Consider the following 25,374-nt stretch of genomic DNA (forward strand, 5'->3'; position numbering starts at 1 on the left):
TGCACGTCCATTGCCAGGACGCGAACCTCAGGGGGAACATGGATCAACACGGCCGGCTCCTTCCGTATGTGGCTCGGTCCGCCTCATGGTGGGCAATCCACGCAAGATGCGGAACGGGCCGGCCGTTCCATACTCACTGACCCGCGTCGACCGGCCGGGGGTGCGGACATGGGCGGCGCTCGGAGAGGTGCGAGAGGGCGGAACCGGGCTCACTCCAGGCGCCCGGGCGCTGATCCGCACAGGAGCCGGCGGCGGTCCGGGCACGGGCGCCAGCGGCGTTCGCCGGACCGACGGGATGGGCGGCCTACGGAGGAACGGCGAGGTCGTTCTCGGACTGAGCGGGTTGCTCCCCGGGCGGCGCTGCCGGCCCACGGTGGCTTGCGCACCGCCGGCCCGACTGTTGCGGAAGATTGCCGGTCGTCGACCGACCATGAAGAAGATCGAGTCTTCCCTGCAGGTGAGCCACGCCCCGTGCGATCGGGCGACTTCGCCGACACCGCCTTCGGGGCGGCGCTGCGCACGGGCGGGCCGCACGGGTAGGTGGCGTACTTGCCGCGCCCCGTTCCCCGCGAGGTCCCGATCGGCCCCGCGAATCGGATGGGCTCGCCCGGGGCGACCATCGACGAGGCGAGGCCAGTGCCGCCACCTCCCGGCGACGTGGGTGAGCTGCTCAGCGATCTCGAGCGCTTCGTCCACGGAGCCGAGATTGCCACCGCTGATGCAGGCCGCCCTCGTCCACTACCAGTTCGAGACGATCCGTCTGTTCCTCGACGGCTCACCAACCTTGGCGAGCAGTACCGCCAGAAGGTCCGGACCGCGACCGCGGATCGGCCAACCAACTCGTCGATCTGGCGTTCGAGCACCCGGTGTCAACGCTCGACTCGTCCAGGCCCGCCTCGATGTCATCCGGCCCGCCGCCCTGACGGTGCTACGCCAGCTGAGCAGGCTCGGCATCCTCAGCGAGGTCGGGGGCGGCCCGCGAGGCCAGCTGCCGTGGCAGGCGCACGACGTGCTGGCAGCGCTGGTCGACGATCAGCCCGCGGTCCCGGTGCCGGGCGCTGGGCGCCGGCCCTGAGCGCTGCGTCGGCCTCTGCGACGTGGCCTCGAACGTCGTGGTCGGGGTCGGCGCGCCCGTCGAGGCCTCGGGCGCGATCACCCGGTCGGGGCGAAGGTTGACGATCGACGCGATCCGGTGCACGATCCGGTCGACCAGTGGGCGGGAGGCCGACCATGGAACGGATGGTCACGCACGTCCTGCGGGATGCCGACGGGGACATCACCCATCTGTGCCAGCCGGGAGCGCCGTGGACGCCCCGGAGCCGGGCCGATGCCATCGACGACATCCGCTCCGGCGTGCATCGGTACGTGGTGCGTGGTGCCGGCGGGCGGCGGGTGCCGATCCACGTCGTCGACGACCATGGCGGGTACCTGCGGTCGGGTGCCGACGCCGAGACGGCCAACAACCTCGACGACCTTCCGCTTCTGTTCCCCGGGGAGCCGCCGGCGTCCTGCCCGATCGGTTGGCAGCCCAGCGTCCAGACTCCGGTTTTCTACGGCGTGCGGGACCTTGGCCCGGCCGAGGGGGCACCCGGCCCGATGCGGGTGTTCTTCCCGAGCCTGGACGGAGCGGTGCACAGTGCGCCGGTCCTCGAGGGCTGCGGGCGTTACCCGCTGGCGTTGTTGGCGCACGGCAACTGCGCCGAGGTCGAGCACTACCGCGACTGGTTCGAATTGCCCGCGCAGCTGGCCCGGTCGGGCTGCGTGGTGGCGGTGCCGGAGCTGCCGCACATCGCTGCGGGCGTCGGCCCGTTCACCGAGGACCACCCCGACCGGCTGCTGCTCGGCGAGGTCATGGACTGGATGCACGGCGGATGGCAGCACGCCGACGTGTTGCGTGCACCCGCCCACACCGGGGTGATCGGCCATTCGTGGGGTGCGCTGCTGGCCGGCGCGTTCGCCGCCGACCGCAACCTGGCGGCGTACGTGTCCCTGAGTGGGGTGTGGAGCGAGTGGCCTTCGAGCCCGCCCAGCCCCCTTCCATCGCTCGACATGCCCAAGCTGTTCACCTGGGGTACGGGGTTCGGCGACGTGTTCTCGACGATCGGTGATGCCACCTGGGACTCGCTGCCGGGGACGAAGCACCGCGCCGTGTTCCCCGACGCCGGCCACTGGGACGTCTTGCCGCCGAGCCGGACGACCTGCGAGAACCAGCGGGGCGACTGCGACCTGGTCTGGGTCCTCGCCATGGACCTGGTGGCGGCGTTCATCGGTCGCTACCTGCCCCCCGAGTCGTGGGTCGGGTACACCTCCACGATCCCCCGAGCGCTCGCGCCCGTGGTCCTGACGCCCACGGACGAGCAGGCGTTCTTCGTGGGCGGCCACCTGACGGGCTTCGGGAGGCTGGAGGGGTCTGCCGGCTGCAGCGTGGAGCTCGGCTGGACGACCCCGACGGGCGACGGCGCGCTCGGTCTTCCTTGATCGGACGAGCTGACGCCCACGACGCGCCGCCCGGCACGGACGTCTTCCCCAGACGCGGCTCGCCGCCTACCAGTGCATCGGCGCATTGCCCAGCACCGGTACGCCCCGCTCCGGCGTCCCGCTTCTCACGGAGGGAATGAGTCGATGAGCTTCCGGACCCCTTCCGCCTCACGTCCTGGGGCGACGCCCTGGTAGACGTCGAGGAACACCGAGAGGCTCTTGTGGCCGGACCACCGCTGGCAGACCATCGCATCGACGCCGGACCGGAGCCACCAGGAACACGCCGCGTGCCGCAGGTCATGTCGACGGAGCCGCGAGAGCTTCGGCTGCCGGGGGTCATCAGGCGGAAGGTCGGACCGGGCCGGGAAGAGCTCCGCTCGTGCCGGCTCCCAGACGTCGCGGGAGAACACCGACAGGTCGAACGGGCGTCCGCCGCGGTGGAACACGAGACTTCCGGGCCCCCCTTCGATGGCCTCCCGGTGTTGACGTAGACGAGTGACGAGGAACGGATGGATCGGCACACGGCGGGTGTCGGCGATGTCACGGTCCTTGAGTGGTCCCCACTCCGGGTCCTCGTCTGCGTCGAGCCAGTGGGCGGCGATCCGCCGCCGGCTGCGCCTCACGGTCAGCCACCCGACTCCCTCGTCGGGCAGCTCGACGTCGTCCCAGGTGATCCCGACCGCCTCGCTCGGGCGCAGGCCGCAGAGCGCCATGACGAGCACGTAGCAGCGAACGACTTCACCCCACCGCCCGGCGGTGACGCACCGGTCCGCCAGCTCGACCGCCTGCTCGACGCTGAGGACGATGTCCTCGTCGACGGCCAGGCGCCCGGGGCCTGCGCTCGGCCGTCCGCTCCGGCCCTTCACCTTCCGCGGCGGGCGGACGGCGAGCCAGGGGTTTCGCTCGACGGGGATGTCGGCCCGGGCGACCGCCCAGGCCCAGCACGCCCGGAGCGGCTGCGCGTAGCGGATCATCGTGGTGCGGGAGACCTTCTTCCCGTTGCGCTGGTTGACGGCGAACCTGGCGAGGAACGCCTCGACGTCGGCGGTCGTGACGTCGGCGAACGCTGCCGAGTTCCGTCGGAGCCACTCGAGGCCGGCCGCCTGCCGATCGGTGAGCTCCGCCTCGTCACGTCGGAACGCCGCGCTGCCGAGGAAGTCCTCGACCGCGCACAGGTCCCGACCGCCCAGCTCGGAACCCCGCGCCAGGAACCATCGCCGCCCCCGGTTCAGGGCGGTGGCTGCCAGGATCTTCGTGTTCGGCTCCCACTCAGGGTGCGACCGGTAGAACGCCTCGGTCACCTCGAGCACGGTGGGTGCGCGCCGAGTCGGCTCCGGCGGCACGCGCTCGGTGTCCGCCGGCCGGACGAACTGCTTCGCCGCGAGGTCGAACGGGAGCCCAGCGGCGAAGCCCTCGTCGAGGCGCCGCTTCCATCTCTCGGCCAGGCCGGCCCGGCTGAAGCGCTTGGCATACTCGATGCCGTTGGCCCGGCCCTTGACGTCCCATCGGGGGGCGGTCGTCGTTCGTCGCTCCCCCGTGGCACGGTCCACGGTGGTCAGCTCGGTCGTCGTCCGGCGGACGGCGCAGGTGAACCGGCTCGGCACGAACGGCTCCGGGTAGCTCGCCTTCGGCATCGGCCTCCGCCCTTCCAACGGTGCGGGAACGGGTCGGCTCCTGCCGCCGATGGTATCTGCTGCGGAATCCTTGCGGAATCCGGTGGCCCGCTGACTCGCACGCCCTCGCTCGATGGGGTCGATCCGGGCGCGGTGGCGCGGCTTCGACCGGGCCTGAACGACTTGGGCGAAAGTCCCTTTCAGACTGGGCGTTTATGTGCCGACCCACGGTGACCGCCGGTAGCGTACGATGGTGGTCGGGAGAGGTGCGAGAGCGGCCGAATCGGACTCACTGCTAATGAGTTGACCTGGGAAACCGGGTCCGAGGGTTCAAATCCCTCCCTCTCCGCTCCCTGTCGGTGCATCGGCGGGTGTTCCCCGCTGTCCCGGCTGGTGCCGCGGGTAGAGTGCAGGGTCCAACGGCGCTCGTAGCTCAACGGATAGAGCATCTGACTACGGATCAGAAGGTTGGGGGTTCGAATCCCTCCGAGCGCGCTGTCACCCGTCGAACACTGAGCTGGTCGCGACCCGGTGGTTGTGGTTGGCAGCTCGGCGCGGCAGCAACACGACGGGTTGGGCGCCTTCGAGCGTCGATTCGGCGGGCGCGGCGTCGTTGGACTCGTGGCGCGGTCGCACTCCCCCGAGGCCGGAGAGGACGCCCTCCAGCGCAGGGCGCGCGCGCGTCAGCCGCTTCGCTTGGATGAGCGCGTCCCAGACCCGCTCGAACTTCTTCCACCCGGCCGCGTAGGCGACGTGCCGCCCTCGACCGATCCACGTGCCGTGGGTGGCGGCGCCGCGTGCGATGTTCCGCCACCTGTAGAAGTCGCGGTAGGCGCGCCCGTAGCCGTCCTCGAGCTGTCCGGGCGTCATCCGAGCGGGGCGGAACACGGCGTGGCGCGTGTCGTACCGGTCCCAGTCGCGGTGGAGGAGGCGGCCCTGTGACTCCATGCGCTGGAACGTGCCGGTGCCGGGGTACGGCGTGAGGATGTGGAAGGTGGCGGTCTCGACGCCGTGGTCGACCGCCCACTCGACCGTGCGGTCGAACACGGTCGGGTCGTCGTCGTCCATGCCGAACACGAAGCTCGCGTTCACCATGACGCCGAGGTCGTGGAGTCGACGGATCGCCGCGCCGTAGTCGCGGTCCAGGTTCTGTCGCTTGTCGTGCTCGATGAGGTTCGCGGCACTGATCGTCTCGAATCCCACGAACAGACTGCGAAGCCCGCTTTCGACAGCACGCTCGAGCAATCGGGGGTGGAGCACCGACTTGACGGTGCCGGCGGCCTGCCACAACCGCCCCATGCCGGTCATGGCTGCGAACAGTTCGCGGCCGAAGCGCGGGTTGCCGAAGAGGTGATCGTCGAGGAAGTAGAGGTGCCGGCCCGGGAGGCGCTCGATCTCGGCGAGGGCGTCGTCGACGGTCTGGGTGTAGAAGGAGCGGCCGCCTTCGAAGAAGGCATCCTTGTAGCAGAAGTCGCACGAGTGAGGGCAGCCCCGCGACACGACGATCGAGTTCGGTACGAGGTAGAGGTGGCGCTTGATCAGGTCGCGACGGACGCGAGGGAGCCCATGCAAGGTGCGGACGCTCGACTGGTAGCGCGGGGCGGGTCGACCGGCCGTGAGGTCGGCAAGGAACTGCGGCCACGTGTCCTCACCGGGGCCCAGGAACACCGTGTCGGCGTGCCGCCCGGCCTCGGCCGGCACCGATGTCGGGTGCAACCCACCGATCGCGACGTGGGCACCCCGACGTCGGTAGTGATCGGCGATCTCGTAGGAGCGCCGCGCAGACGTGATGTACGCCTGGATCACCACGAGGTCAGGCTCGTCGTCGAGGTCGATGCGCTCCACGTGCTCGTCCTCGATGGTCACCTGGACGCCGTCACCGAGGTAGCCGGCCAACGTCGCCAGCCCGAGCGGCGGGAACAGGGAGTACTTGATCGGCCGGAACAACGGGCTCGTCGCCTCGGTGAGGGCCGGCAGGACCATCTTGACTCGCATGGTCGAATGATCGCGGAGGTTGGGCGGTCGGTCAAGGCGGTTGCCCAATGCAGATGCCCGGAGACCGGCGGGCAAGTGGGTACGCTGCACGCCGTGGCCAAGGCCGGACCTCGCAGTCAGCCACCGGGAGAGGACCTCCGCGGCCGACTGATTGATGCAGCGGTGCGCGTCCTCGCTCGCGACGGGTTCGCTCACGCCAGCGCTCGAGCCATCGCCCAAGAGGCCGGCACCGTCAACGGGTCGATCTTCTACTACTTCGGCTCGATGGACGGGCTTCTCGCCGCCACCGCCAGGGCGCTGGCCGAGCGCGGGGTGGCCAGGATCGGCGATGGGCTCGGTGGCGACCGGGCGCATCTCGAGTGGCCGGCGCGCCTGAGTGCGGTGATGCGTGCAGAAGCCGAAGGCGAGGACGGACAAGCGGTGATGGAGCTGTTCGTGGGCGCCCGCACCTCACCGGCCCTTGCCGCCGAGGTCCGAGCAGCCATCGACCAGGCGATCGACTACGCCATCGCCGAGATGCAACGGGTGCTCGGCGGTTCGCCGATCACGCACCTGATCCCGGTCGACCTCATCGCCGAGCTGGCTGCCGCCGCCTTCCTCGGGATCGAGGTCCTGGCGCAGAACGGCAGAGAGATCGACCTCGACCGCCTGGCGACGACGCTCGCCGCCGGCGTGCAGTTGGTCACGGGCTCTGCGAGCCGCCCGTAGCAACCCGAATTGGACGAGCGGTCGTCGTTGCGATCGTCCATCATCGAGGGCCCACGGTCAGGCGGTCCCGATGCTCCTCACCCTCTCCACCACCCACGAACCGGCGAGCGACCTCGGGTTCCTGCTGCACAAGAACCCCGGGCGGGTACACGCCGTCGAGATGCCGTTCGGGACGGCGACCGTCGTCTACCCGGAGGCCACCGCGCAGCGCTGTACGGCGGCGCTGCTCGTCGACGTGGACCCGGTGGATCTCGTTCGCAGCCGCAAAGGCCCGAAGGGCAACGAGCCCTCTCTCGCCCATTACGTGAACGACCGCCCGTACGCGGCGTCGTCGTTCCTCTCGGTGGCGATGAACAAGGTGTTCGGCACCGCGCTGAGCGGTCGGAGCAAGGAGCGTCCTGAGCTCGCCGAGGCGGCTCTCCCGTTCACGCTGCACATGCCGGTCGTTCCCTGCCGGGGCGGAGAGTCGGTCCTCCGCCGCCTGTTCGAGCCGCTGGGCTACACGATCGAGGCACGCTCGATCCCGCTCGACGTGACGTTCCCCGAGTGGGGGGACAGCCACTACCTCGACGTCACGCTCGCCACCACCAGCCGCCTGCGCGACGTGCTCGAGCACGTTTTCGTCCTGCTGCCGGTGCTCGACGATGACAAGCACTACTGGGTCGGGCCGGACGAGGTCGACAAGCTGCTCCGACGCGGCGGCTCGTGGCTCCCGTCGCATCCCGAGCGCGAGCTCGTCGCAGGTCGCTACCTCCGCCACGACCGACGCCTCACCCTCGACGCCCTCCAGCGGCTGCTCGCCGACGAGCCCGTCGACCCGGATGAGCTCCAAGCGACGCACGACACCGAGGAGGAGCAGGTCGAGAAGCCGCTCAGCCTCAACGAGCAGCGGCTGAACGCCGTGATCGACCAGATCAAGGCGGCGCGTGCCCGCCGGGTCGTCGACCTCGGGTGCGGGAGCGGCAAGCTCGTGCAGCGGATCCTGCGGGACACGAACGTCGAGCACGTCCTCGGCGTCGACGTCTCGCACCGCGCCCTCGAGGGTGCCGCCCGGCGACTGCACCTCGACACCATGGCCCCCCGCCAGCGCCAGCGGGTCGAGCTCGTGCAGGGAGCGCTCACCTACCGCGATCGCCGTCTCCAGGGCTACGACGTCGCCACCGTCGTCGAGGTCGTCGAGCACCTCGACCGGCCGCGCCTGGGCGCCTTCGAGCGGGCGCTGTTCGCGCATGCCCAGCCGGCGACGGTCGTCGTGACGACGCCGAACATCGAGTACAACCCGCGGTTCGGGACGCTCCCTGCCGGCTCGCTGCGGCACCGCGACCACCGCTTCGAGTGGACACGCGCCGAACTCGCCGCCTGGGTGGACGACGTCGCCGAACGCTTCGGCTACTCGGTGACGATCAACGGCATCGGCCCCGACGACCCCGAGGTCGGAGCTCCCACCCAGATGGCGGTGTTCAAGCGATGAAGCTCGCCATCCCCGAACGGTCGCTCGTCGCGCTCGTCGGCGTGTCCGGCTCCGGGAAGTCGAGCTTCGCTGCTCGCCACTTCGCTCCGACCGAGGTGCTCTCCTCCGACTTCTGTCGCGGCCTCGTCAGTGACGACGAGAACGACCAGTCCGCGACCGAGGCAGCGTTCGACGTCCTCCACTTCATCGCGGGCAGGCGACTGGGGGCCGGCAGGCTCACCGTCGTCGACGCGACGAACGTCCAGCCCGATTCGCGCCGCTCACTGATCGCGCTGGCCAAGAAGCACCACGTGCTCGCGGTCGCCATCGTGCTCGACGTGCCCGGCGAGGTGTGCGCCGAGCGCAACGCCACGCGCTCCGACCGAGACTTCGGGCCGCACGTGCTGCGCAACCAACGAAGCCAGCTCCGGCGATCCCTGAAGAACCTCCGGCGTGAGGGCTTCCACAAGGTCTTCGTCCTCAACGGCGTCGACGAGATCGAATCCGCCACGATCGTCCGCGAGCCGCTCTGGAACGACCGCCGCAGCGACCACGGGCCCTTCGACATCATCGGCGACGTCCACGGCTGCCACGACGAGCTCGTCGCCCTCCTCGGCGAGCTCGGCTACGAGATCGACCCGGACGGCACCGGCGCGCGACATCCCGCCGGCCGGCGCGCCCTGTTCGTGGGCGACCTCCTCGACCGCGGCCCGGCCACACCGGCGGTGCTCCGGCTCGCCATGGGCATGGTCGAGGCCGGCGACGCACTCTGCATCCCCGGCAACCACGAAGCCAAGCTGCTGCGCGCCCTGCGGGGACGGAACGTCACGAAGTCCCATGGCCTGGCCGAGTCATTGGCTCAGCTCGCCGAGGAACCGCCGGAGTTCTCCAGGCAGGTCGCCGACTTCATCGACGGGCTCGTCAGCCACCTCGTCCTCGACGAGGGGAAGCTGGTCGTCGCCCACGCCGGTCTCCGCGAGGACATGCACGGCCGCGCGTCGGGAGTGGTCCGCTCGTTCGCGCTCTACGGCGACACAACCGGAGAGACCGACGAGTTCGGCCTGCCCGTCCGCTACCCGTGGGCCGAGGACTACCGCGGGAACGCCCTGGTCGTCTACGGGCACACGCCCGTCCCCGAGGCGAGCTGGCTGAATCGCACGATCTGCATCGACACCGGCTGCGTGTTCGGCGGGAGACTGACCGCGCTGCGGTATCCGGAGCGCGAGCTGGTGTCGGTCCCGGCGGCGCGGACGTACTACGAGCCGATCCGCCCGCTGGCGCCCGCCAAGGAGGACCCGACTCGCGAGCCGACGGACCTCGACCTCGACGACGTGGTGGGCAGGCGCATCATCCGGACGCGTCTCAACCACACCGTGACGATTCGGGAGGAGAACGCCGTCGCCGCCCTCGAGGTGATGAGCCGGTTCGCGGCCGATCCCCGCTGGCTCGTGTACCTGCCGCCGACCATGGCGCCGACGGCAACGACCGGGCGGCCGGGGTTGCTCGAGCATCCTGCCGAGGCGTTGGCGTCGTTCCGACGCGACGGCGTCGCCCGTGTCATCTGCGAAGAGAAGCACATGGGCTCCCGGGCCGTGGTCGTCGTCTGCCGCGACAGCCGGGCCGCTGCTCGACGCTTCGACGTCGCCGACAGCGACGCGGCCGGCGCCATCGTCACGCGCACCGGCAGGCCGTTCTTCGGCGAGGCTGACGAGGTCGCGTTCCTCGGCAAGATCCGCGCCGGCATCACGGCCGCCGGCCTGTGGGGCGAGCTCGCCACCGACTGGCTGGTCCTCGACGCCGAGCTGCTCCCGTGGTCGGCCAAGGCCGGAGAGCTGCTGCGCCGCCAGTACGCCTCGGTCGGCGCGGCGGCGGCGAGCACCCTCGGCGCTGAGGTCGCAGTGCTGGAAGCCGCTGCCGCTCGCGGGGCCGACGTGGCCGAGCTGCTGGCTCGGACCCGGGACCGCGGAACGATGGCCGGCAGGTTCGCCGACGCCTACCGCCGGTACTGCTGGCCGGTGCAGTCGATCGAAGACCTCCGACTGGCGCCCTTCCAGGTCCTTGCCGGCGAAGGGAAGGTCCACGCCCTCACCGACCACCTGTGGCACATCGAGACACTCGGTCGCCTCGCCGACATCGACCCCACGACCTTCCGCGCCACCGCGACGGCGACCGTCGATCTCGATGACGAGCTCAGCGAGGCCGCCGCCGTCGCCTGGTGGGAGGAGCTGACCGAGCGCGGCGGCGAGGGCATGGTCGTCAAGCCCGCCGGGGTCGTCCACCGCGGCGCGAAGGGACTGACCCAGCCCGGCATCAAGTGCCGGGGCCCCGAGTACCTCCGCATCATCTACGGGCCGGAGTACACGGCGGAAGCGAACCTCGATCGCCTCCGATCCCGCGGGCTCGGCCGCAAGCGGTCCCTGGCGCTCCGTGAGTTCGCCCTCGGTATCGAGGCGCTCGAACGGTTCGCCACCGGCGAGCCCCTCTACCGCGTCCACGAGTGCGTCTTCGGGGTCCTCGCGCTCGAGAGCGAACCCGTCGACCCGAGGCTCTGACCTGTCGGACCGGCTGGGGCGGCGGACGGCCGAACTCTGTCGGCTCACGCTTCGGAACCGGGGCCGACGGGTGACGCCGCCGCTGTGCCGCCGTCCATCCGGACGTGGACGACCAGACCGGACACCACGCTGAGGGCGGCGACGACCAAGACGGCGGTTCGGAGGTCGAAGGCGTCGGCGACCAGGCCGGCGAGGAGGCCGCCGGCCACGTAGCCGGCGTCGCGCCAAAGACGGTAGACACCCACGGCGGTGGCGCGCCACGTCGGGTGGGCGACGTCGCCGACGGCGGCGATGAGGCAGGGGTACACGAGCGCGGTGCCTGCGCCCACGAGCACGGCGCCCGCCGCCCACGGCGCAAAGCCGGTGGTCGAGGCCATCCAGACGAGCGCCACCCCCTGGAGCAGCATGCCCCAGACGATGAGCGGCTTGCGCCCGGCCCGGTCGGACCACGCGCCGGTGATGAGCTGGCCGACGCACCAGACGCCCGGGTACAGGGCGGCCAGGACGCCGATGGCACCCACGGACAGCCCTTCGGCCGCGAAGAGCAGGGGCAGCACGGCCCAGGCCAGGCCGTCGACGGCGTTGTTGACCAGGCCGGCCTGGCAGACGGCGGCCAGTGAGCGGTCCTCCCAGGACGTGCGGGCGAACACGGCCGAGAAGCGGCCCTCCTCCTGCTCCGCCTCCGGGTGACCGGTCGAGGTGACCGCCTCCTGTGCCGCGAACTGCCGGGTCTCGCGAACGAACACCGCCGACAGGCCGAGGCCGAGGGCGGCGAAGGCGATGCCGAGGAAGAACGGCTCCGGCCGCAACCCGTGGCGGGCGGCCAGCTCGCCGGTGACGAGCGCCGTCAGGGCGACGGCGCCGTAGCCGGCCGCCTCGTTGAGCCCGAGAGCCAGACCCCGGCGGGACGGGCCGACCAGGTCGATCTTCATGATCACCGTGGTGGACCAGGTCATGCCCTGGTTGGCGCCGAGCAGGACGTTGGCGACGATGACCCAACCCCACGACGGGGCCCAGATCAACAGCAGCGGCACGGGCATACCCACCAGCCATCCGGCGACGAGGACGGGCTTGCGCCCCACCCGGTCGGCCAGGGCGCCGGCCACCAGGTTGGTGAGTGCCTTGGTGGCGCCGAAGGCCACGACGAAGGTGGTCGCGGCGCTCACCGCGGTGAGACCGAAGGTCCGCTCGGCCAGCAGCGGCAGGACGGTGCGCTCCTGGCCGATCATGCCGCCGACCAAGGCGTTGACGGCGACCAGCAGGCTGAACTGCGCCGCGTTCTGGCGCAGGCCGAGCCGCACGGGCGGTCCCGGACGGTCCGCCGTGGAGGTCAGCGTCATGGACCGTGGTCGAGGGAGCCGTGGTGCCGTGACCAGTCGCCCGGTCCGCCCGTGAGCACGGTGACGTCACGGCGGCCGGCACCGGCGAGCACGCTGGCCGCCGTCATGGCCCGCTCACCGTGGGCGCACATGACGCCGACGGGCCCGCTCGGCAGCCGCCCGGCGCCCACGCTTCCCAGCTCGACCGACACCGCACCGGGGACGTGACCCGCTTCGTACTCGTGGCGCTGGCGGACGTCCACCACTCGGCCCTCGAAGCGCTCCACCGGGGTGACGGCGATCGCCTCCACCGGGCGCCCCTGCGCCCGCCACGCCTCGATGCCCCCGTCGAGCTCGCCCAGGATGGTCTCGTAGCCGATGTTGCGGGCCTGGCGGACCAGGTCGGCCCGGTCCTGGTCGTCCCCGGCGACGATGGCCACCGGTGCGTCGCCCGGGACCAGCCACCCCAGCCAGCTGGCGAACTGGGGGCGCAGGGCGATCGACAACGAGCCGGGCACGTGGCCGGCGGCGAACTGCCGGGCCGGCCGGACGTCCACCACCCGGGCGCCCCCCGCCTGCAGGAGGGCCACGTGCCGGGGAGCGATGCGGGGCAGGACCGGTTCGGCCGGCCCGTACAGGCGCGGGCCGCCGCGGTTCACCGGGCGCAGCCGGAGGAAGTACGGGGGGTACGTCCCGAGCCCACCGAGGAGCTCCTTCACGAAGGTGTCCTCGTCCGGGGCGGCCAGCAGCGGGTTGGCCCGCCGCTCCCGGCCCACGGTGGTCGTGCGTTGCCCGCCGGCCGGCGCCGAGCAGAACGACCCGGGCCCGTGGGTCGGGTACACCGGCAGGTCGTCGGGCAGGGGGAGGATCCGCTCCTGGATGGACCTCCACAGGGCGCGGGCCAGGTCCTCGGTCTGCTCGGGAGCGATCAGGTCGGTGCGGGCGACGGCGTCGACCAGCAGGGACCCACCGGAGAAGAGGGCGACGGGCCGGCGCCCGTCCGACAACAGGTACGCCAGGTGCTCCGGTGTGTGGCCGGGCGTCGCCAGGGCGCGCAGGGTGAGCCCGCCCAGGTCGACCTCCTCCTCGTCCTCGAGGCCCCGCACGCCGTCCCGCCTCCCCGAGGCGACCGGCGCCAGGACCGCCGCACCGAGCGATCCCAGCTCGCCGGCGCCGGAGACGAAGTCGGCGTGCAGGTGCGTCTCCACCGCGTAGGCGATGTGGAGACCCCGCCGCTCCGCCTCCGCCAGGTACCGGCCGGGGTGGCGGAACGGGTCGACGGCGAGGGCCCTGCCGCCTCCCAGGTCGACGAGGTACGACGTGTTGCCGAGCCCCTCGTCGACGAACATGACCGGTTCGCTCATCGCCTTGGTCGCCTCTCGATCAGGGGCGGCGGGCGAGGAAGGCGTAGCCGTACACCTCGTAGGCACGCGCCTTGTCCTCGCCGCTGGCACCGCCGAAGGTGTCCGCCGGTGGACCGATCTGCACGTCGACGAAGCCGATCTCCTCGAGCATCGCCTGCCAGCCCGCACGGGGCAGCCCGCCGGCGATTCAGCCCGTCCACAGGTCTATGTCGCGCATGGCCTCCGTCGGGACGGGGCGGCCGTTGGCGATGTCGGCGAACTGGAGCCAGCCGCCGGGGTGAAGGACGCGCCGGATCTCCTCGAAGACGGCCTTCTTGTCGGCGCACAGGTTGATCACGCCGTTGGAGATCACGGCGTCGGCCCAGCCGTCCTCGACCGGCAGGTGCTCGGCCAGCCCTTCGCGGAACTCGACGTGGGGGTAGGCGAGGGCCTCGGCGGTGGAGCGGGACTTCTTCAGCATCTCGGGCGTCATGTCGACCCCGACGACGGCCCCGTCGACGCCCACCTGGCCGGCGGCGATGAAGCTGTCGAAGCCTGCGCCCGAGCCCACGTCGACGACCCGCTCGCCCGGTGCGAGCGTCCGCAGGGAGAAGGGGTTGGCCACCCCGGCGAACGACTCGACCGCCTCGTCCGGCAGGGCGGCGACGGCGGCGGCGTCGTAGCCGAGGCGGGCGGCGAGCGGCCTGCCGGTGTGGAAGTGGAAGCCCCGGTGGGGGTCGGTGGCGACCTCTCGGTACTTGCCCCGGACCTGGTCGCGCAGCGTGTCGGGGTCGACCAGCAGTGCGTCAGTCATCGTCACTCTCTCCGTTCCCGACCGCCACGGGCAGGCCGGCTCGTTTCCATTCGGGGAACCCGTCGACCAGCCGCCGCGCCCGGAACCCCTTGCGGTTGAGCTCCCGCACGGCGTCGTCGGCGTACACGCAGAACGGACCGCGGCAGTAGGCCACCACGTCGGTCGTCTTCGGCAGCGCCCTGATTTGGCGGCGCAGCTCGGCCACCGGGACCGATCGGGCCCCGGCGATGTGCCCGGCGGTGTACTCGGCACCGGGGCGAACGTCGAGGACCACGACCTCGTCTCTGTCCAACCGCGCCGCCAGCTCCTCCCGCCCGATGACCTCGACGCCGTCCCGATGGCCCAGGTAGGCGCCGGCCAGGCGTTCGATGCCGGCGACGTGGTCCACGGCGACGTCACGCATCGCCGCCCACAGCTCCGCCACCCGGTCGCTGGCCAGCGCGTAGAAGATCCGGGTGCCCTGGCGTCGGGTGGTGAGCAGTCCGGCGCGAGCCATGGCCCGCAGGTGATGGGACGTGTTGGCGACCGACTGGCCCAGCTCCCCGGCGATCTCCTCGACCGAACGCTCGCCCTGGGCCAGCAGGTCGACGATCTCGGCCCGGCGGCCGCTGGCCAGGGCCTTGGCCACCTCGGCCAGGCCCTGGAACAGCGCATCCTTGGCGGCCCGCTCACCCACGCCGCCGATGATCCACCCCTGGCCGAGCGCTGTCAAGTAGTCATTTGATTACTTCAACTCGACCGGGCAGCGTGGCCTCCCGGCACACGACCGCCACATAGGCGTGCCGCCGAGGACGCCGGCGCGTCACACTCCTGGAGTGGCCACCGCGTTCGTCGGGCGAGCACGCCAGCTGGGCGTCCTGGAAGCGGCAGCCGCAGCCGCAGCCGCAGGCGCCGGCGGCCTGGCCATGGTCACCGGGGAAGCTGGCATCGGCAAGACCCGCCTGTGCGAGGAGGCGGCCGTCCGGGCCGCTGATCGGGGGCTCGACGTGTCGAGGGCGGCGTGCTGGGAGTCCGGCGCGGTCCCCGCGTACTGGCCGTGGCAGCAGCTGGTGCGCCGGCTGTCCGGTCGGCGACTCGTGCTGCCGGCCGGGCCCGGGGCTCGGGCCGCCGACCCGGACCTGGCCCGGGCGGAGTTGTTCGAGGAGGTCACCGCTCTGTTGGTGCAGGCGGCCGCCCAGCGGCCCCGACTGCTGATCATCGACGACCTGCACTGGGCCGACGTGCCCTCGGTGCGCCTGCTGGCCCACCTCGCCCCCGAGCTTCGCCAGCTGCCGATGCTGGTGCTCGTCTCGTTCCGGCCCGACGAGGTCCGGCCCGCCACGGCGCTGGGGACCGCCCTGGTGGACCTGGCGCGCCACGGGGACCGCGTCGACCTGGGCGGCCTGCCGGCCGCCGAGCTCGTGCCGCTGGTGGCATCGATCGCCGGCGGGCCCCCGTCCCCCGCCGTGGCCGAAGCGCTCCACCGGCACACGCACGGCAACCCTCTCTTCGCCCGGGAGCTGGTCGAGCTGCTGGCGAAGAGCGGCGACGTCGAGCGGCTGGTGGCCGGCTGCGACCCGCCGGTGCCCGATTCGGTACGGGGCGTCCTCCGGCGACGCCTGGAGCGCCTGTCGGTCGCGTGCCGGTCGGCGCTGGAAGTGTGCGCGGTGGCCGGCGACGAGTTCGCCCTGGCCGATCTGCCGGGGACCATCGACGGTCTCCTCGATCCGATCGGAGAAGCGGAGGCGGCCGGAGTGGTGCGCCAGAGCGCCGTCGGTCACTTCGCCTTCACCCACCCGTTGCTGCGGGCCGTGCTGTACGACGAGCTCGGTGTGGTCCGCCGGGTGCGCCTGCACCAGCGGGTGGGTGAGGCGTTGGAGCGCCGCCACGGGGCCGGTTCCCCGGTCGACCTGGCCGTCCTGTCGCACCACTTCGTGCGGGCGGCGCCGGGGGGAACGGCCGCCAAGGCGGTGGCGTATGCCACCCGGGCGGCGGAGCGGGCCATGGCCGTACTGGCCTACGAGGACGCGGTGGCCCTGGTCCACCAGGCGCTGGCCGCCCTCGATCTGGCACCGGCGGCCGCCGACCGGGCCGACCTGCTCCTTGCCCTGGGCGAGGCGCTCACCGCCGCCGGCGACCAGCCCGCGGCCCGGGCTTCCTACGTCGCCGCCGCCGCCCTGGCCCGGGCAGCCGGCCACACCGGACAGCTGGCCCGAGCGGCCCTGGGGATCGGGAGCGGCGGCGGCTTCGAGATCGCCCCCGCCGACCGGGAACAGGTGGAGGCGCTGGAGGAGGCGTTGCGGGCCCTGGACGGGACAGCCCCCGGCCTCTGGTCGCAGGTGGCGGCCCGGCTCTCCGTCGCGTTGTGGCGGTTCGGCCAGGTGGAGCGGCGGGTCGTACTCGCACGCCAGGCGCTGGACACCGCCCGCTCGGGCGGGGCGGCCGTGACGAACCGCCAGCTGGCGGCGGCCGTGGCTGCCCACTGTGACGCCATCTCCGGCCCCGAGCACGCCGAGCGGCGGCTGGCGGAGTCCACCGAGGTGGTGGACCTGGGCACCGCCTCGGGCGATCGAGCCGTCGAGCTGCTGGGCCGCCGGCTGCGGCTGGTGGCGCGCCTCGAGGTGGGCGACGTGGCTGGTGCCGACGGTGAGATCGAGGCCTACGCGGCGGTGGCCGGCGCGCTGTGCCAGCCCCTCTACGGGTGGTACGTACCTCTGTGGCGGGGCATGCGGTCGTTGATGCGGGGCGATCTCGTCGCCTGCGAGCAGTGGATCGACGACGCGGTGACGCTGGGCGCCCAGGCCCACAGCGCCAACGCCGAGATTCTCGGTACCGGCCTTCGCTGGTACCTGCTGCGGGAGGCGGCCCGCTTCGAGGATGCCCTGCCCCTCCTCGACGTGGTGACCGGCCTGGAGCCGTCCCTCGGGATCCAGGTGCGGGTGACCGCCGCCCTGGTGCTGGCCGAGGGCGGGCGGGTGGACGAGGCCCGCACGGTGCTGGCGGGCGCCGGCCCCCTCCTCGCCGGCGTGCCGGCGGACGGCGAGTGGGTGCCCATGGCGGCCCAGGCGGCCGAGGCGGCCTGTCTCGTGGGCGACCGGGCCGTGTGCCGGTGGGCCTACGACGCCCTGCTGGCCCACCGGCACCGCTTCGGCGTGGAGGGCATCGGGGCGGTGTGCTGGGGATCGGTGGAGCGCCCGCTCGGGCTGGTGGCCGCCGCCCTCGGCCAGATCGACCGAGCCACCGCCCACTTCGACGCCGCCCTGGCGGCCAACCGGCGGCTGGGCGCACCGCTGCTGGTGGCGAGAACCCAGCGGGACGCCGGCGTGGCCCTCGACGACCGGGACCGGCTGGCGGCCGCCCTGGCCGCCTACCGCCGGCTCGGCATGGAGGGCCGGGTGGCCGAGCTGGAGTCCCTGCTGGGCGACCACCCGCCTACCGACGCTCCCGCACCGGCCCCCGACCGGTTCCGCCGGGAAGGAGAGGTGTGGGCCCTCGCCTACGGAGGCGTCACGGCCCACGTCAAGGACGTGAAGGGCATGGCCGACCTGGCTCGTCTGCTGGCGCGGCCCGGGGCCGAGGTGGCAGCCATCGACCTGGCCGGGCGGCGCGACCTCGGCGGCGGCACCGACCTGGGCGAGGTTCTCGACGCCCGCGCACGGCAGGGCTACCAGGCCCGCCTGGTCGAGCTGGAGGCGGAGCTGGACGCCGCCGACGCAGCGGGCGACGGTGCCCGCTCGGCCGCCGCCCACGCCGAGCGCGACGCCCTTGTCGCCCAGCTCTCGGCCGCCTACGGGCTGGGTGGCCGCCCGCGCCGGGCCGGGGTGTCCTCCGAGCGGGCCCGGGGCGCCGTGACCTGGCGGATCCGCGACGCCATCGGGCGCATCGAAGCCGTCCACCCCGCCCTCGGCCAGCACCTGCGCCGTTTTGTGCGCACGGGCACCTACTGCTCCTACGACCCGGATCCCCCGGTGGCGTGGTCCCTCGCGGAGTGAGGAATCTCCTCGCGCCGTAGTGGGTGGACACCACCACCACGGGAGGGAGCACACGATGGGAACCACCAGCAAGGCGGCGGCGCCGACGGTGTACGTCATGGATGGCTTCGAGGGCCGCTACGAGGAGGTCGACGGCCACACGATCGGCTTCGAGACCTACACCGAGGACGCCGACCCGGCGCCGCTGTTCGCCGGCCTGCCCGACGACCGCTGCCAGTGCCCGCACTGGGGCGTGGTGCTCGAGGGCACGCTCGTCTACCGCTATGCGGACGGGTCCGAGGACGTGGTGGAGGCGGGCCACGCCTACTACGCCCGCCCCGGCCACTTGCCGCTTTTCCGGGCCGGGACGGAGCTGGTGGAGTTCAGCCCCACCGACCAGCTGGCCGCCACCATGGAGGTCGTGACGGGCAACCTCGAGGCGATGGGAGCGTGGACCCGGCCGGCGTGAGCGAACCGATCGCCACACCGTGGCCCGGCGGACCGGTCGCCGGCCGGCGCCCCCGACGCCGGCGATCGGGACGAACGGCGCGCCCGCCACGGCGCGGTACGCGGTGAAACAAGGACCGGCGGCGAAGGACCATGCTTCATGGCCCGCCGGCCCGACTGCTCGCTTCGGGCGGCACGCCGACGTGCCCACCGCCTAGGGTCGGTGGCGGTGAGCGAGGACGAGCAGCTGCTGGCTGGGCTGCGGGCCGGTGACGAAGCGGCGTTCACCGCCCTGGTGCGCCGCCATCACTCCTCGTTGCTCCGCCTGGCCACCTCGGTCGTCGGGTCGAGGGCGGTGGCCGACGAGGTGGTGCAGGAGACGTGGCTCGCGGTGGTCCGGGGCGTGGACCGCTTCGAGGGCCGGTCCTCGTTCAAGACCTGGCTGTTCCACATCCTCATGAACCGGGCCCGCTCGGCCGCCGGCAAGGAATGGCGGACCCAGCCCACGGGTGACGTGGACGCCGACCGGTTCGATGGCGCCGGGCTGTGGTCCGTGCCTCCGGTCCCCTGGTCCGACCGGGTGGACGACCGCCTCACCGCCGAGCAGTTGGTCCCCCTGGCACGCAAGGTCATCGACACCCTGCCCGAGGCGCAACGGCAGGTCCTGGTGCTCCGCGACGTGGAGGGGCTGCCGGCGGCCGATGTCGCCGAGCTCCTCGGTGTGACGGACGGCAACCAGCGGGTACTCCTGCACCGGGCCCGGGCCCGCGTGCGCTCGGAGCTGGAAGGGAGGTTGGGAGCGCCATGAAGCTGCGTTCGCTCTTCCGTGGGCGCCGGCGGGATCTGGTCTGCCGGGAGGCGGTGGCTCTCATGGCCGCCTATCTCGACGGCGTTCTCCCCGATGCCGATCGCCTCCGCCTGGAGGGCCACCTGGCCGGCTGCCCGCACTGCAGCGAGTACCTGGCTCAGCTCCGGGCGACCATCGACGCCCTGGGCCGGGTCGAGCCGGACGACCTGCCCGACGAGGCGGTCGACGAGCTGGTGGGGCTCTACCGGCAGTGGCGCCAGGGTTGAGCCCCCGGTGCGTAACGGAACCGCCGCCGCCGGGACGGTACGGGCGTGACCGAGCTCTCGCCCAAGCAGGAGGAGCTGTGCCGTCAGGACCGGTGGGACTTCAGCGACCTCCGGGCCCTGTTCATCAACTGCACCCTCAAGCGCTCGCCGGAGCGCTCCCACACCCAGGGCCTGGCCGACAAGTCCATGGAGATCATGCGCCGCCAGGGCGTCACCGTGGAGGTGATCCGGGCCGTCGACCGGGACATCGCCACCGGCGTGTGGCCCGACATGGCCGAGCACGGCTGGGACCGGGACGAGTGGCCGTCCATCTTCGAGCAGGTCCGAGCGGCCCACATCCTCGTGCTGTGCACGCCCATCTGGCTCGGGGAGAAGTCCTCGGTCTGCACCCAGGTGATCGAGCGGCTCTACGGCAACAGCCATCTCCTCAACGACGCCGGCCAGTACGCCTACTACGGCCGGGTGGGCGGCTGCCTGGTGACCGGCAACGAGGACGGCGTCAAGCACTGCGCCATGAACATCCTCTACTCACTCCAGCACCTCGGCTACGTGATCCCTCCCCAGGCCGATGCGGGCTGGATCGGCGAGGCCGGCCCCGGGCCGTCCTACCTGGACGAGGGCTCCGGCGGTCCGGAGAACGACTTCACCAACCGCAACACCACCTTCATGACCTGGAACCTGCTCCACCTGGCCCGGATGCTCACCGACGCCGGAGGCATCCCCGCCCACGGCAACCAGCGCTCCGAGTGGGACGCCGGCTGCCGGTTCGACTTTCCGAACCCCGAGCACCGCTGACCCCGTGAGGGACCGCGCCCGTCGGCTCGGTGCTCGTGTGCCTACATCCGACCGTGGCGAACCGGACCGGCAGGTTCGTAGGTGGCGAGAACGATGCCGAGATCGGTCACGGTGACGTCGACGGGGCGCATCGTCGCCGGGAGGATGCCGTCGTTGAACAGGCGGCGACCGGAACCGAGCACCAGCGGGAAGGTCATGAGGCGGAAGCGGTCGACGAGCTCGTGCGGCAGCAGCGACTGGAGCAGCCGGCCGCTTCCCCAGACCTGCAACTCGTCGCCGGGCCCGTCCTTCAGCGCCTGCACCGCCGCGACGACGTCGCCGGTCACCAGGCGGGCGGTGCCGGGATGCTCGCCTCGCCACGTGGCGTCGGCCTCGCTCAGCGAGCTGGAGACCACGTACTTGGGCAGCGAGTTGATCGCCCCGGCAATGGGGTTGCCGGGGTCGGTCTGGTCGGGCCAGTAGCCGCGGAAGATGTCGAAGGTCCGGCGACCGAGCAGGAACGCGCTGGCGTGGCTGTTCAGCTCGGTCACGAACTCGCCGACGGCCGGGTCGGGGAACGGGGCCTGCCAGCCACCGTGGGTGAAGGAGTCGCTGGGGTCCTCCTCGGGCCCGCCGGGGGCCTGCATCACGCCGTCGAGCGTCAGGAACGTCTGGACGGTGAGCTTCATGTCGATGAAGACGGAGCGGCGCGCCGATACTGAGCGCGCGGACGAGAAGGCGGCTGGCGACGCGGCAGGCAGCGAAGCCGCGACCGAAGTCCATGCGACGGCGCGGCCGGACGCCCGGACCGCCGGCGCGATCCCGACGTGCTCGACTTGGCCCGATGCCCGCGTTCAAGGACGAGCTCGACCGGCGACTCGCCCGAGCGTTGGCGGACGAGCTCCGGCGGGCGTGGCCGGACTTTCCGGAACCGCGTTTCACGCGCGGGATCGCAGCGGCGCTGGAGCCGCTCGAGCTGCTCGCGCGCGCCGACCTGCTCGCCGAGCGCCTGGCGGCGACGTTGCCTGCTGCGTTCGCCGACGGGGCGGCGGTGCTGTGGCGCGCCCTCGAATCGCCCACCTTCACGGGGTGGATGACCCTGCCGTGCGGGGCCTTCGTCGCCAAGAGGGGTCTCGACGAGCCCGGCGTGGCGCTCCCGCTCCTCGCCGGGCTGACGCCGAGATGGTCGAGCGAGGCGCCGATCCGCCCGTTCATCGAGCGCCACCCCGGGCTGACCTACGAGTACCTCCGCCGCTGGTGCACCGACGGGGACGAGCACGTCCGCCGACTCGTGTCCGAGGGCACGCGCCCGCGGCTGCCGTGGGCGCCGCGGTTGCGCGACCTCGTCGCCGACCCGTCGCCGAACATCCCACTGCTCGACGCCCTCGTCGACGACGAGTCCGCCTACGTGCGCCGCTCCGTCGCCAACCACCTCAACGACATCAGCAAGGACCATCCCGACCTCGCCCTCGACCTCGCCGAGGGCTGGGCCGTGCGGGGCGACGCCGGCGCGTGGGTCGTGCGTCACGGCCTCCGCACCCTCGTCAAGCGGGGCGATCCCCGGGCGCTGGGGCTTGTCGGAGCGGACACCCACACGCCGGTCGAGCTGGTCGACCTGCGTGCCGACCGCCACCGCATCGCCATCGGTGACTCCGTGACGTTCACCTTCACCCTGCGCCTGCCCGACGGCAGCACCGCCTGCGACGCCGTGATCGACTACCGCGTCCACTACGCCGGGGCTCGGGCGACCAAGGCTCCGAAGGTCTTCAAGCTCACCCGTCGCCGGCTCGAGCCGGCGCGGCCGGTCACGATCACCCGGGCCCACCGGTTCGAGCACGTCTCCGTCCGGCGCATCCACCCCGGCCGGCACCGCATCGACGTCCAGGTCAACGGCCGGGTGCTCGGTGCCGTCGACTTCGACGTCGTCACCGGGTAGCTCGCCCGTTCAGTTCGCGATCGCGCGCCACCCCCTGGCGCGCGATCGCGAAGTGAACGGTGGGGCCCACGGCTGACCGCCGGCCGCTGCGGTGCGCGCCGCTGTCACGTCTCCAGTTCCACCATCGCGTCCTCGCCGTAGCGCGCGGTGACGCCCGGGCGGTCGCGCCACACCTCGGTGAACCTCGACGCGTAGTTGAACAGCAGCGTCGGCTCACCGGCGCCCCGGTGGCCGCCGACCACCAGGTCGAGGGCCTCGCGGTCGGGGTGGCGGAAGCGGGCGCCGCTGCTCGACACGGCGTAGGCGGACGCGGCCACCGCGTCCATCAGCTGGGGCGTCATGTTCCTGGTGCTGCCGTGGTGGGCGAGCTTGAAGACGTCGACGGCGAAGGGCTCGTCGCTCGGGAGGCCGCGCTGGCGCGCCAGGCGCTCGATGCTCGCCCGGAGGACGTCCGGGAAGGCGTCGCCGCTGAGGAGCAGGGACCGCCCGCCGAACTCGGCCAGCACGGCGATGCTCGACCCGTTCGCCTCCGAGGAGTCGAGGGTCGAGCGGCGGCCCTCGTCGCCCAGGCGGGGTGGCGACGGCGCCCTGGCCCAACGGCGCTCGGCGAACTGGGCCAGGGCGTCCTGGCGGCCGCCGGGCCGGAAGCCGGCCGCCTCGATGGCCTTCTTCCACTTCCGCCGGAGGACCACGAGCGTCCGCAGGGTCGGCGACAGCACCGTCAGGACGAGCCCGCCCGGGCCGCACCACCTCGGGAGGGGCTCGTCCTCCTCCGGGGGCACCATGACCCGGTCGCCGCCGAAGGCCCCGTTCCAGGCGATGCCCTTCTCGTCGAGCAGGGCCCCGAGGAACTCCCCCTGCTCGGGCCCCAGGCGCTCGGGCACCTTGCGCTCGCCGAGGCCGGCCAGGTGGTTCCAGTCGTTGAACCACACGTCGGCCGGGGCGATGCCCACTTCCTCGTCCTGGAGGAGCTTGACGACACCCTCGATGTGGTCGCCGTCGACGTGGGTCACGACCAGCAGGTCGATCTTCCGCCGGCGGGGCGTCCCCGTGGCGGGCAGCCGGAGGAGCCGTCGGCGGATCGCCGGGTAGGCCGTCTCGGGGCCGGCGTCGAACAGGACCCGGTGCCGCGGCGTCGCCCCCTCCCCGTACTCGACCAGGAGGCAGTCGCCGTGCTCGGCGGGCAGCATCTCGAAGCGCAGCACGTCAGCCGTCCGCCGTCACCCCGAGACGCCAGTCGGCGTCCCCGTTGGCCACGAGGAGGAGGCCGAGGACAAGCCCCTCGCCCACCAGCGCACGGCGGGCCTGCAGCATCACCTCGCCGAAGGTGGTGGCGGCGCCCGCCGCCCGAGTCGCGTCGCCGAGCGCCCGCACCACCGCCTCGGCGGCGCGCGCCGCCTCCTCGGGGATCACCGGGCCCAGCGTCGCCACCACGACGCTCGCCCCGGCCGCCCGGAACTCGCCGGCGAAGCTGTCGATGGGGGTGCGGTCGAGGGCGGTGTTGCAGCCGACCAGCAGGACGACGGGGCCGGGCCGCCTCTCGCCCACGTACCGGAGCTCGATCCCCCCGGCCGGCAGCAGGCTGGTGCCGAGCTCGAGGCAGCTGAGGGCGGGGTCCACCGAGGCGTCCTCCTCGTGGTGGGGGAGGGCCACCAGGACGCCGGGCTCGGCCTCGCGGACGAGCGAGGTCCACTCCCTCCACGAGGACGCCTTCCTCGCCCGCCTGAACGTCCTGCGGGCGACGGTGACGACGGCGGCGAGGTCGTCGGGCTCGACCTTCCCGGACGCCCCCACGACGGCGCCGACCAGTGGGGGCAGCGCCATCACGCCCTCCCGGCGTTCGGACCGGACCTCGAACGCGCCGGCCCGGCCGCCCAGCCCGGCGTGGCGCTCGATCACCTTGGACAGCCCCCAGAAGTGCGACGGGCACACCCTGGGCGACCTCATCCGGGGCTTCGGCGAGCAGGCCGTGCACGTCCCCGCCTGCGCCGCCTCCCGCCATTGGCGGCACAACTTGGACCTGGACGTCGGCTGCGGCCCGTCGTACACCAGCTCGAGGGGCAGGAAGGCGCCGGCCGACAGCGTCACCACCTGGAGGTGGGTCGCCGCGCACAGGTCGGCGCCCAGCTGCTCGGCCACGACGGACCGCAGGCGCCGGCCGTGGAGGGCGAGGTCCCGGAACAGCCGCTCCACCTCTGCCTCGTCGCCCTGGAACAGCAGCTCCGCCCCGCCGTCGATGCGCTCGGCCAGGTCGGCGACCTCGTCGCGGAGCGCCGAGACGTCGATGGCCACGGTCCCACCCGGCGACGACGCCACCGCCGTCGAGGCGTCGGCGACGACACTGGCGGTGGCCGCCGATGTCGATGCCGGGACGAGGTCCTTCACGAAGGCCCCGACGTCGAGCGTGATGGCTCCTGCGAAGCCGGCCTCGTCGGCGAGGGTCGCCACCACCGGCCCGCTGAGGACCGCACCCTGGAGGACCTCGGTGCCCAGGTAGACGACGACGAGGGCCGACACCTGCCTGGCGCCGGGCGGCACGTGGAGCTCGAACGAGGCGGCGGAGGACTCGCGGCTCTCGTCGCGGGGCAGCAGGATCGTGCCCTCCTGGACCGTGCCGTGGGCGGCGAAGCGGACGGTGAGCCGGATGCGGTCGACGTCCTCGGGCATCGCGACGGCGGGGAAGGCCTCCCCGGCGTGGATGGCGGCCTGGCGCCCGACGGAGACGTCCACGTGGTGCACGGTGCCCGCCACGAAGGCGGAGGTGACGAGCCGGTCGCCGGCGGTGACGTCGGCCTGGAGGCGCCGCTTCCCGGGGGACGGGTCGGGCGCCGAGACGGGTGCCGGGCGGTGCTCGGCCCGCCTCGCCGCCACCGGCGGAGGGGGCGGAGCGGCGGCCGGGGGCGGAGGCGGAGGAGGAGGAC

At 72.7% G+C, this 25,374-nt stretch carries 21 protein-coding genes and 2 tRNA genes; 12 read left to right on the forward strand and 11 right to left on the reverse strand.

All coding sequences use genetic code 11. The features are described from left to right. Nucleotides 1-928 precede the first annotated feature (928 nt). The gene (locus VM242_06435) at nt 929-1,198 is read right to left on the reverse strand and encodes a hypothetical protein (GenBank protein HVM04790.1); all 270 of its coding nucleotides are present in this window, start codon (nt 1,196-1,198) and stop codon (nt 929-931) included. Nucleotides 1,199-1,239: 41 nt separating this feature from the next. Here VM242_06435 and VM242_06440 point away from each other — a divergent pair, with 41 nt between their 5' ends. After that, nucleotides 1,240-2,478, forward strand: coding sequence for a DUF3892 domain-containing protein (locus tag VM242_06440; protein HVM04791.1), 1,239 nt, complete (start codon nt 1,240-1,242; stop codon nt 2,476-2,478). 125 nt (nt 2,479-2,603) lie between these two features. Here the strand turns inward: VM242_06440 and VM242_06445 are convergent, their stop codons facing one another. After that, nucleotides 2,604-4,112, reverse strand: a complete 1,509-nt coding sequence (locus VM242_06445) for a site-specific integrase (protein ID HVM04792.1) — start codon at nt 4,110-4,112, stop codon at nt 2,604-2,606. Nucleotides 4,113-4,351: 239 nt separating this feature from the next. Between VM242_06445 and VM242_06450 the strand changes: the two genes are divergently transcribed. Beyond that, a tRNA-Ser gene (locus VM242_06450) sits at nt 4,352-4,440 on the forward strand. A 73-nt stretch (nt 4,441-4,513) separates the two neighbouring features. Beyond that, a tRNA-Arg gene (locus VM242_06455) sits at nt 4,514-4,586 on the forward strand. 3 nt (nt 4,587-4,589) lie between these two features. On the opposite strand, the gene VM242_06460 is transcribed toward VM242_06455, so the two are convergent. Next, entirely contained in the window at nt 4,590-6,281 is a 1,692-nt protein-coding gene (locus VM242_06460; GenBank protein HVM04793.1) for a radical SAM protein, read from the reverse strand. Between the two features lie 69 nt (nt 6,282-6,350). Here VM242_06460 and VM242_06465 point away from each other — a divergent pair, with 69 nt between their 5' ends. The 3 genes from VM242_06465 to VM242_06475 all read left to right on the forward strand — a co-directional run bounded on the left by VM242_06465 (nt 6,351) and on the right by VM242_06475 (nt 10,796). Next, nucleotides 6,351-6,794: a hypothetical protein gene (locus VM242_06465; GenBank protein HVM04794.1), complete on the forward strand. Its 444-nt coding sequence runs from the start codon at nt 6,351-6,353 to the stop codon at nt 6,792-6,794. Between the two features lie 70 nt (nt 6,795-6,864). After that, nucleotides 6,865-8,265, forward strand: coding sequence for a 3' terminal RNA ribose 2'-O-methyltransferase Hen1 (locus VM242_06470; GenBank protein HVM04795.1), 1,401 nt, complete (start codon nt 6,865-6,867; stop codon nt 8,263-8,265). Further along, complete coding sequence (locus tag VM242_06475) at nt 8,262-10,796, forward strand: polynucleotide kinase-phosphatase (protein HVM04796.1); 2,535 nt, start codon at nt 8,262-8,264, stop codon at nt 10,794-10,796. Before VM242_06470 ends, VM242_06475 begins: the two co-directional genes overlap by 4 nt. A 44-nt stretch (nt 10,797-10,840) precedes the next feature. Here VM242_06475 and VM242_06480 read toward each other — a convergent pair whose 3' ends face one another. From VM242_06480 to VM242_06500, 5 genes are read right to left on the reverse strand one after another with little or no spacing between them, the layout of a single operon-like run. Continuing rightward, nucleotides 10,841-12,136, reverse strand: coding sequence for an MFS transporter (locus VM242_06480; GenBank protein HVM04797.1), 1,296 nt, complete (start codon nt 12,134-12,136; stop codon nt 10,841-10,843). Beyond that, complete coding sequence (locus tag VM242_06485) at nt 12,133-13,479, reverse strand: MBL fold metallo-hydrolase (protein ID HVM04798.1); 1,347 nt, start codon at nt 13,477-13,479, stop codon at nt 12,133-12,135. The genes VM242_06480 and VM242_06485 overlap by 4 nt, the downstream gene beginning before the upstream one ends. A gap of 19 nt (nt 13,480-13,498) precedes the next feature. Continuing rightward, a complete protein-coding gene (locus VM242_06490) occupies nt 13,499-13,630 on the reverse strand; it encodes a hypothetical protein (protein ID HVM04799.1) in 132 nt (43 codons plus the stop codon). Between the two features lie 36 nt (nt 13,631-13,666). After that, nucleotides 13,667-14,272, reverse strand: a complete 606-nt coding sequence (locus tag VM242_06495) for a methyltransferase domain-containing protein (protein HVM04800.1) — start codon at nt 14,270-14,272, stop codon at nt 13,667-13,669. Next, complete coding sequence (locus VM242_06500) at nt 14,265-14,984, reverse strand: metalloregulator ArsR/SmtB family transcription factor (GenBank protein HVM04801.1); 720 nt, start codon at nt 14,982-14,984, stop codon at nt 14,265-14,267. The genes VM242_06495 and VM242_06500 overlap by 8 nt, the downstream gene beginning before the upstream one ends. Before the next feature lie 103 nt (nt 14,985-15,087). Between VM242_06500 and VM242_06505 the strand changes: the two genes are divergently transcribed. The 5 genes from VM242_06505 (at nt 15,088) to VM242_06525 (ending at nt 20,538) form a co-directional block, all read left to right on the forward strand. Next, nucleotides 15,088-18,243: an AAA family ATPase gene (locus VM242_06505; GenBank protein HVM04802.1), complete on the forward strand. Its 3,156-nt coding sequence runs from the start codon at nt 15,088-15,090 to the stop codon at nt 18,241-18,243. 55 nt (nt 18,244-18,298) lie between these two features. After that, nucleotides 18,299-18,691: a hypothetical protein gene (locus VM242_06510; protein HVM04803.1), complete on the forward strand. Its 393-nt coding sequence runs from the start codon at nt 18,299-18,301 to the stop codon at nt 18,689-18,691. Between the two features lie 207 nt (nt 18,692-18,898). Beyond that, nucleotides 18,899-19,477, forward strand: a complete 579-nt coding sequence (locus VM242_06515) for an RNA polymerase sigma factor (protein ID HVM04804.1) — start codon at nt 18,899-18,901, stop codon at nt 19,475-19,477. Beyond that, nucleotides 19,474-19,743, forward strand: a complete 270-nt coding sequence (locus VM242_06520) for a zf-HC2 domain-containing protein (protein ID HVM04805.1) — start codon at nt 19,474-19,476, stop codon at nt 19,741-19,743. The genes VM242_06515 and VM242_06520 overlap by 4 nt, the downstream gene beginning before the upstream one ends. Before the next feature lie 45 nt (nt 19,744-19,788). Then, nucleotides 19,789-20,538: a flavodoxin family protein gene (locus VM242_06525; GenBank protein HVM04806.1), complete on the forward strand. Its 750-nt coding sequence runs from the start codon at nt 19,789-19,791 to the stop codon at nt 20,536-20,538. Nucleotides 20,539-20,579: 41 nt separating this feature from the next. Here the strand turns inward: VM242_06525 and VM242_06530 are convergent, their stop codons facing one another. After that, entirely contained in the window at nt 20,580-21,206 is a 627-nt protein-coding gene (locus VM242_06530; GenBank protein ID HVM04807.1) for a dihydrofolate reductase family protein, read from the reverse strand. Nucleotides 21,207-21,361: 155 nt separating this feature from the next. On the opposite strand from VM242_06530, the gene VM242_06535 reads away from it, so the two are divergent. After that, nucleotides 21,362-22,453, forward strand: a complete 1,092-nt coding sequence (locus tag VM242_06535; protein HVM04808.1) for a hypothetical protein — start codon at nt 21,362-21,364, stop codon at nt 22,451-22,453. Between the two features lie 104 nt (nt 22,454-22,557). Here the strand turns inward: VM242_06535 and VM242_06540 are convergent, their stop codons facing one another. Together VM242_06540 and VM242_06545 are read right to left on the reverse strand one after the other, a co-directional pair. Further along, complete coding sequence (locus VM242_06540; protein ID HVM04809.1) at nt 22,558-23,658, reverse strand: MBL fold metallo-hydrolase; 1,101 nt, start codon at nt 23,656-23,658, stop codon at nt 22,558-22,560. 1 nt (nt 23,659) lies between these two features. After that, nucleotides 23,660-25,374, reverse strand: a 1,715-nt coding sequence (locus tag VM242_06545; GenBank protein ID HVM04810.1) for a hypothetical protein, incomplete at its 5' end; no start/stop codon positions are given.

Source organism: Acidimicrobiales bacterium (assembly GCA_035540975.1).
In the GTDB taxonomy this organism is placed as follows: domain Bacteria; phylum Actinomycetota; class Acidimicrobiia; order Acidimicrobiales.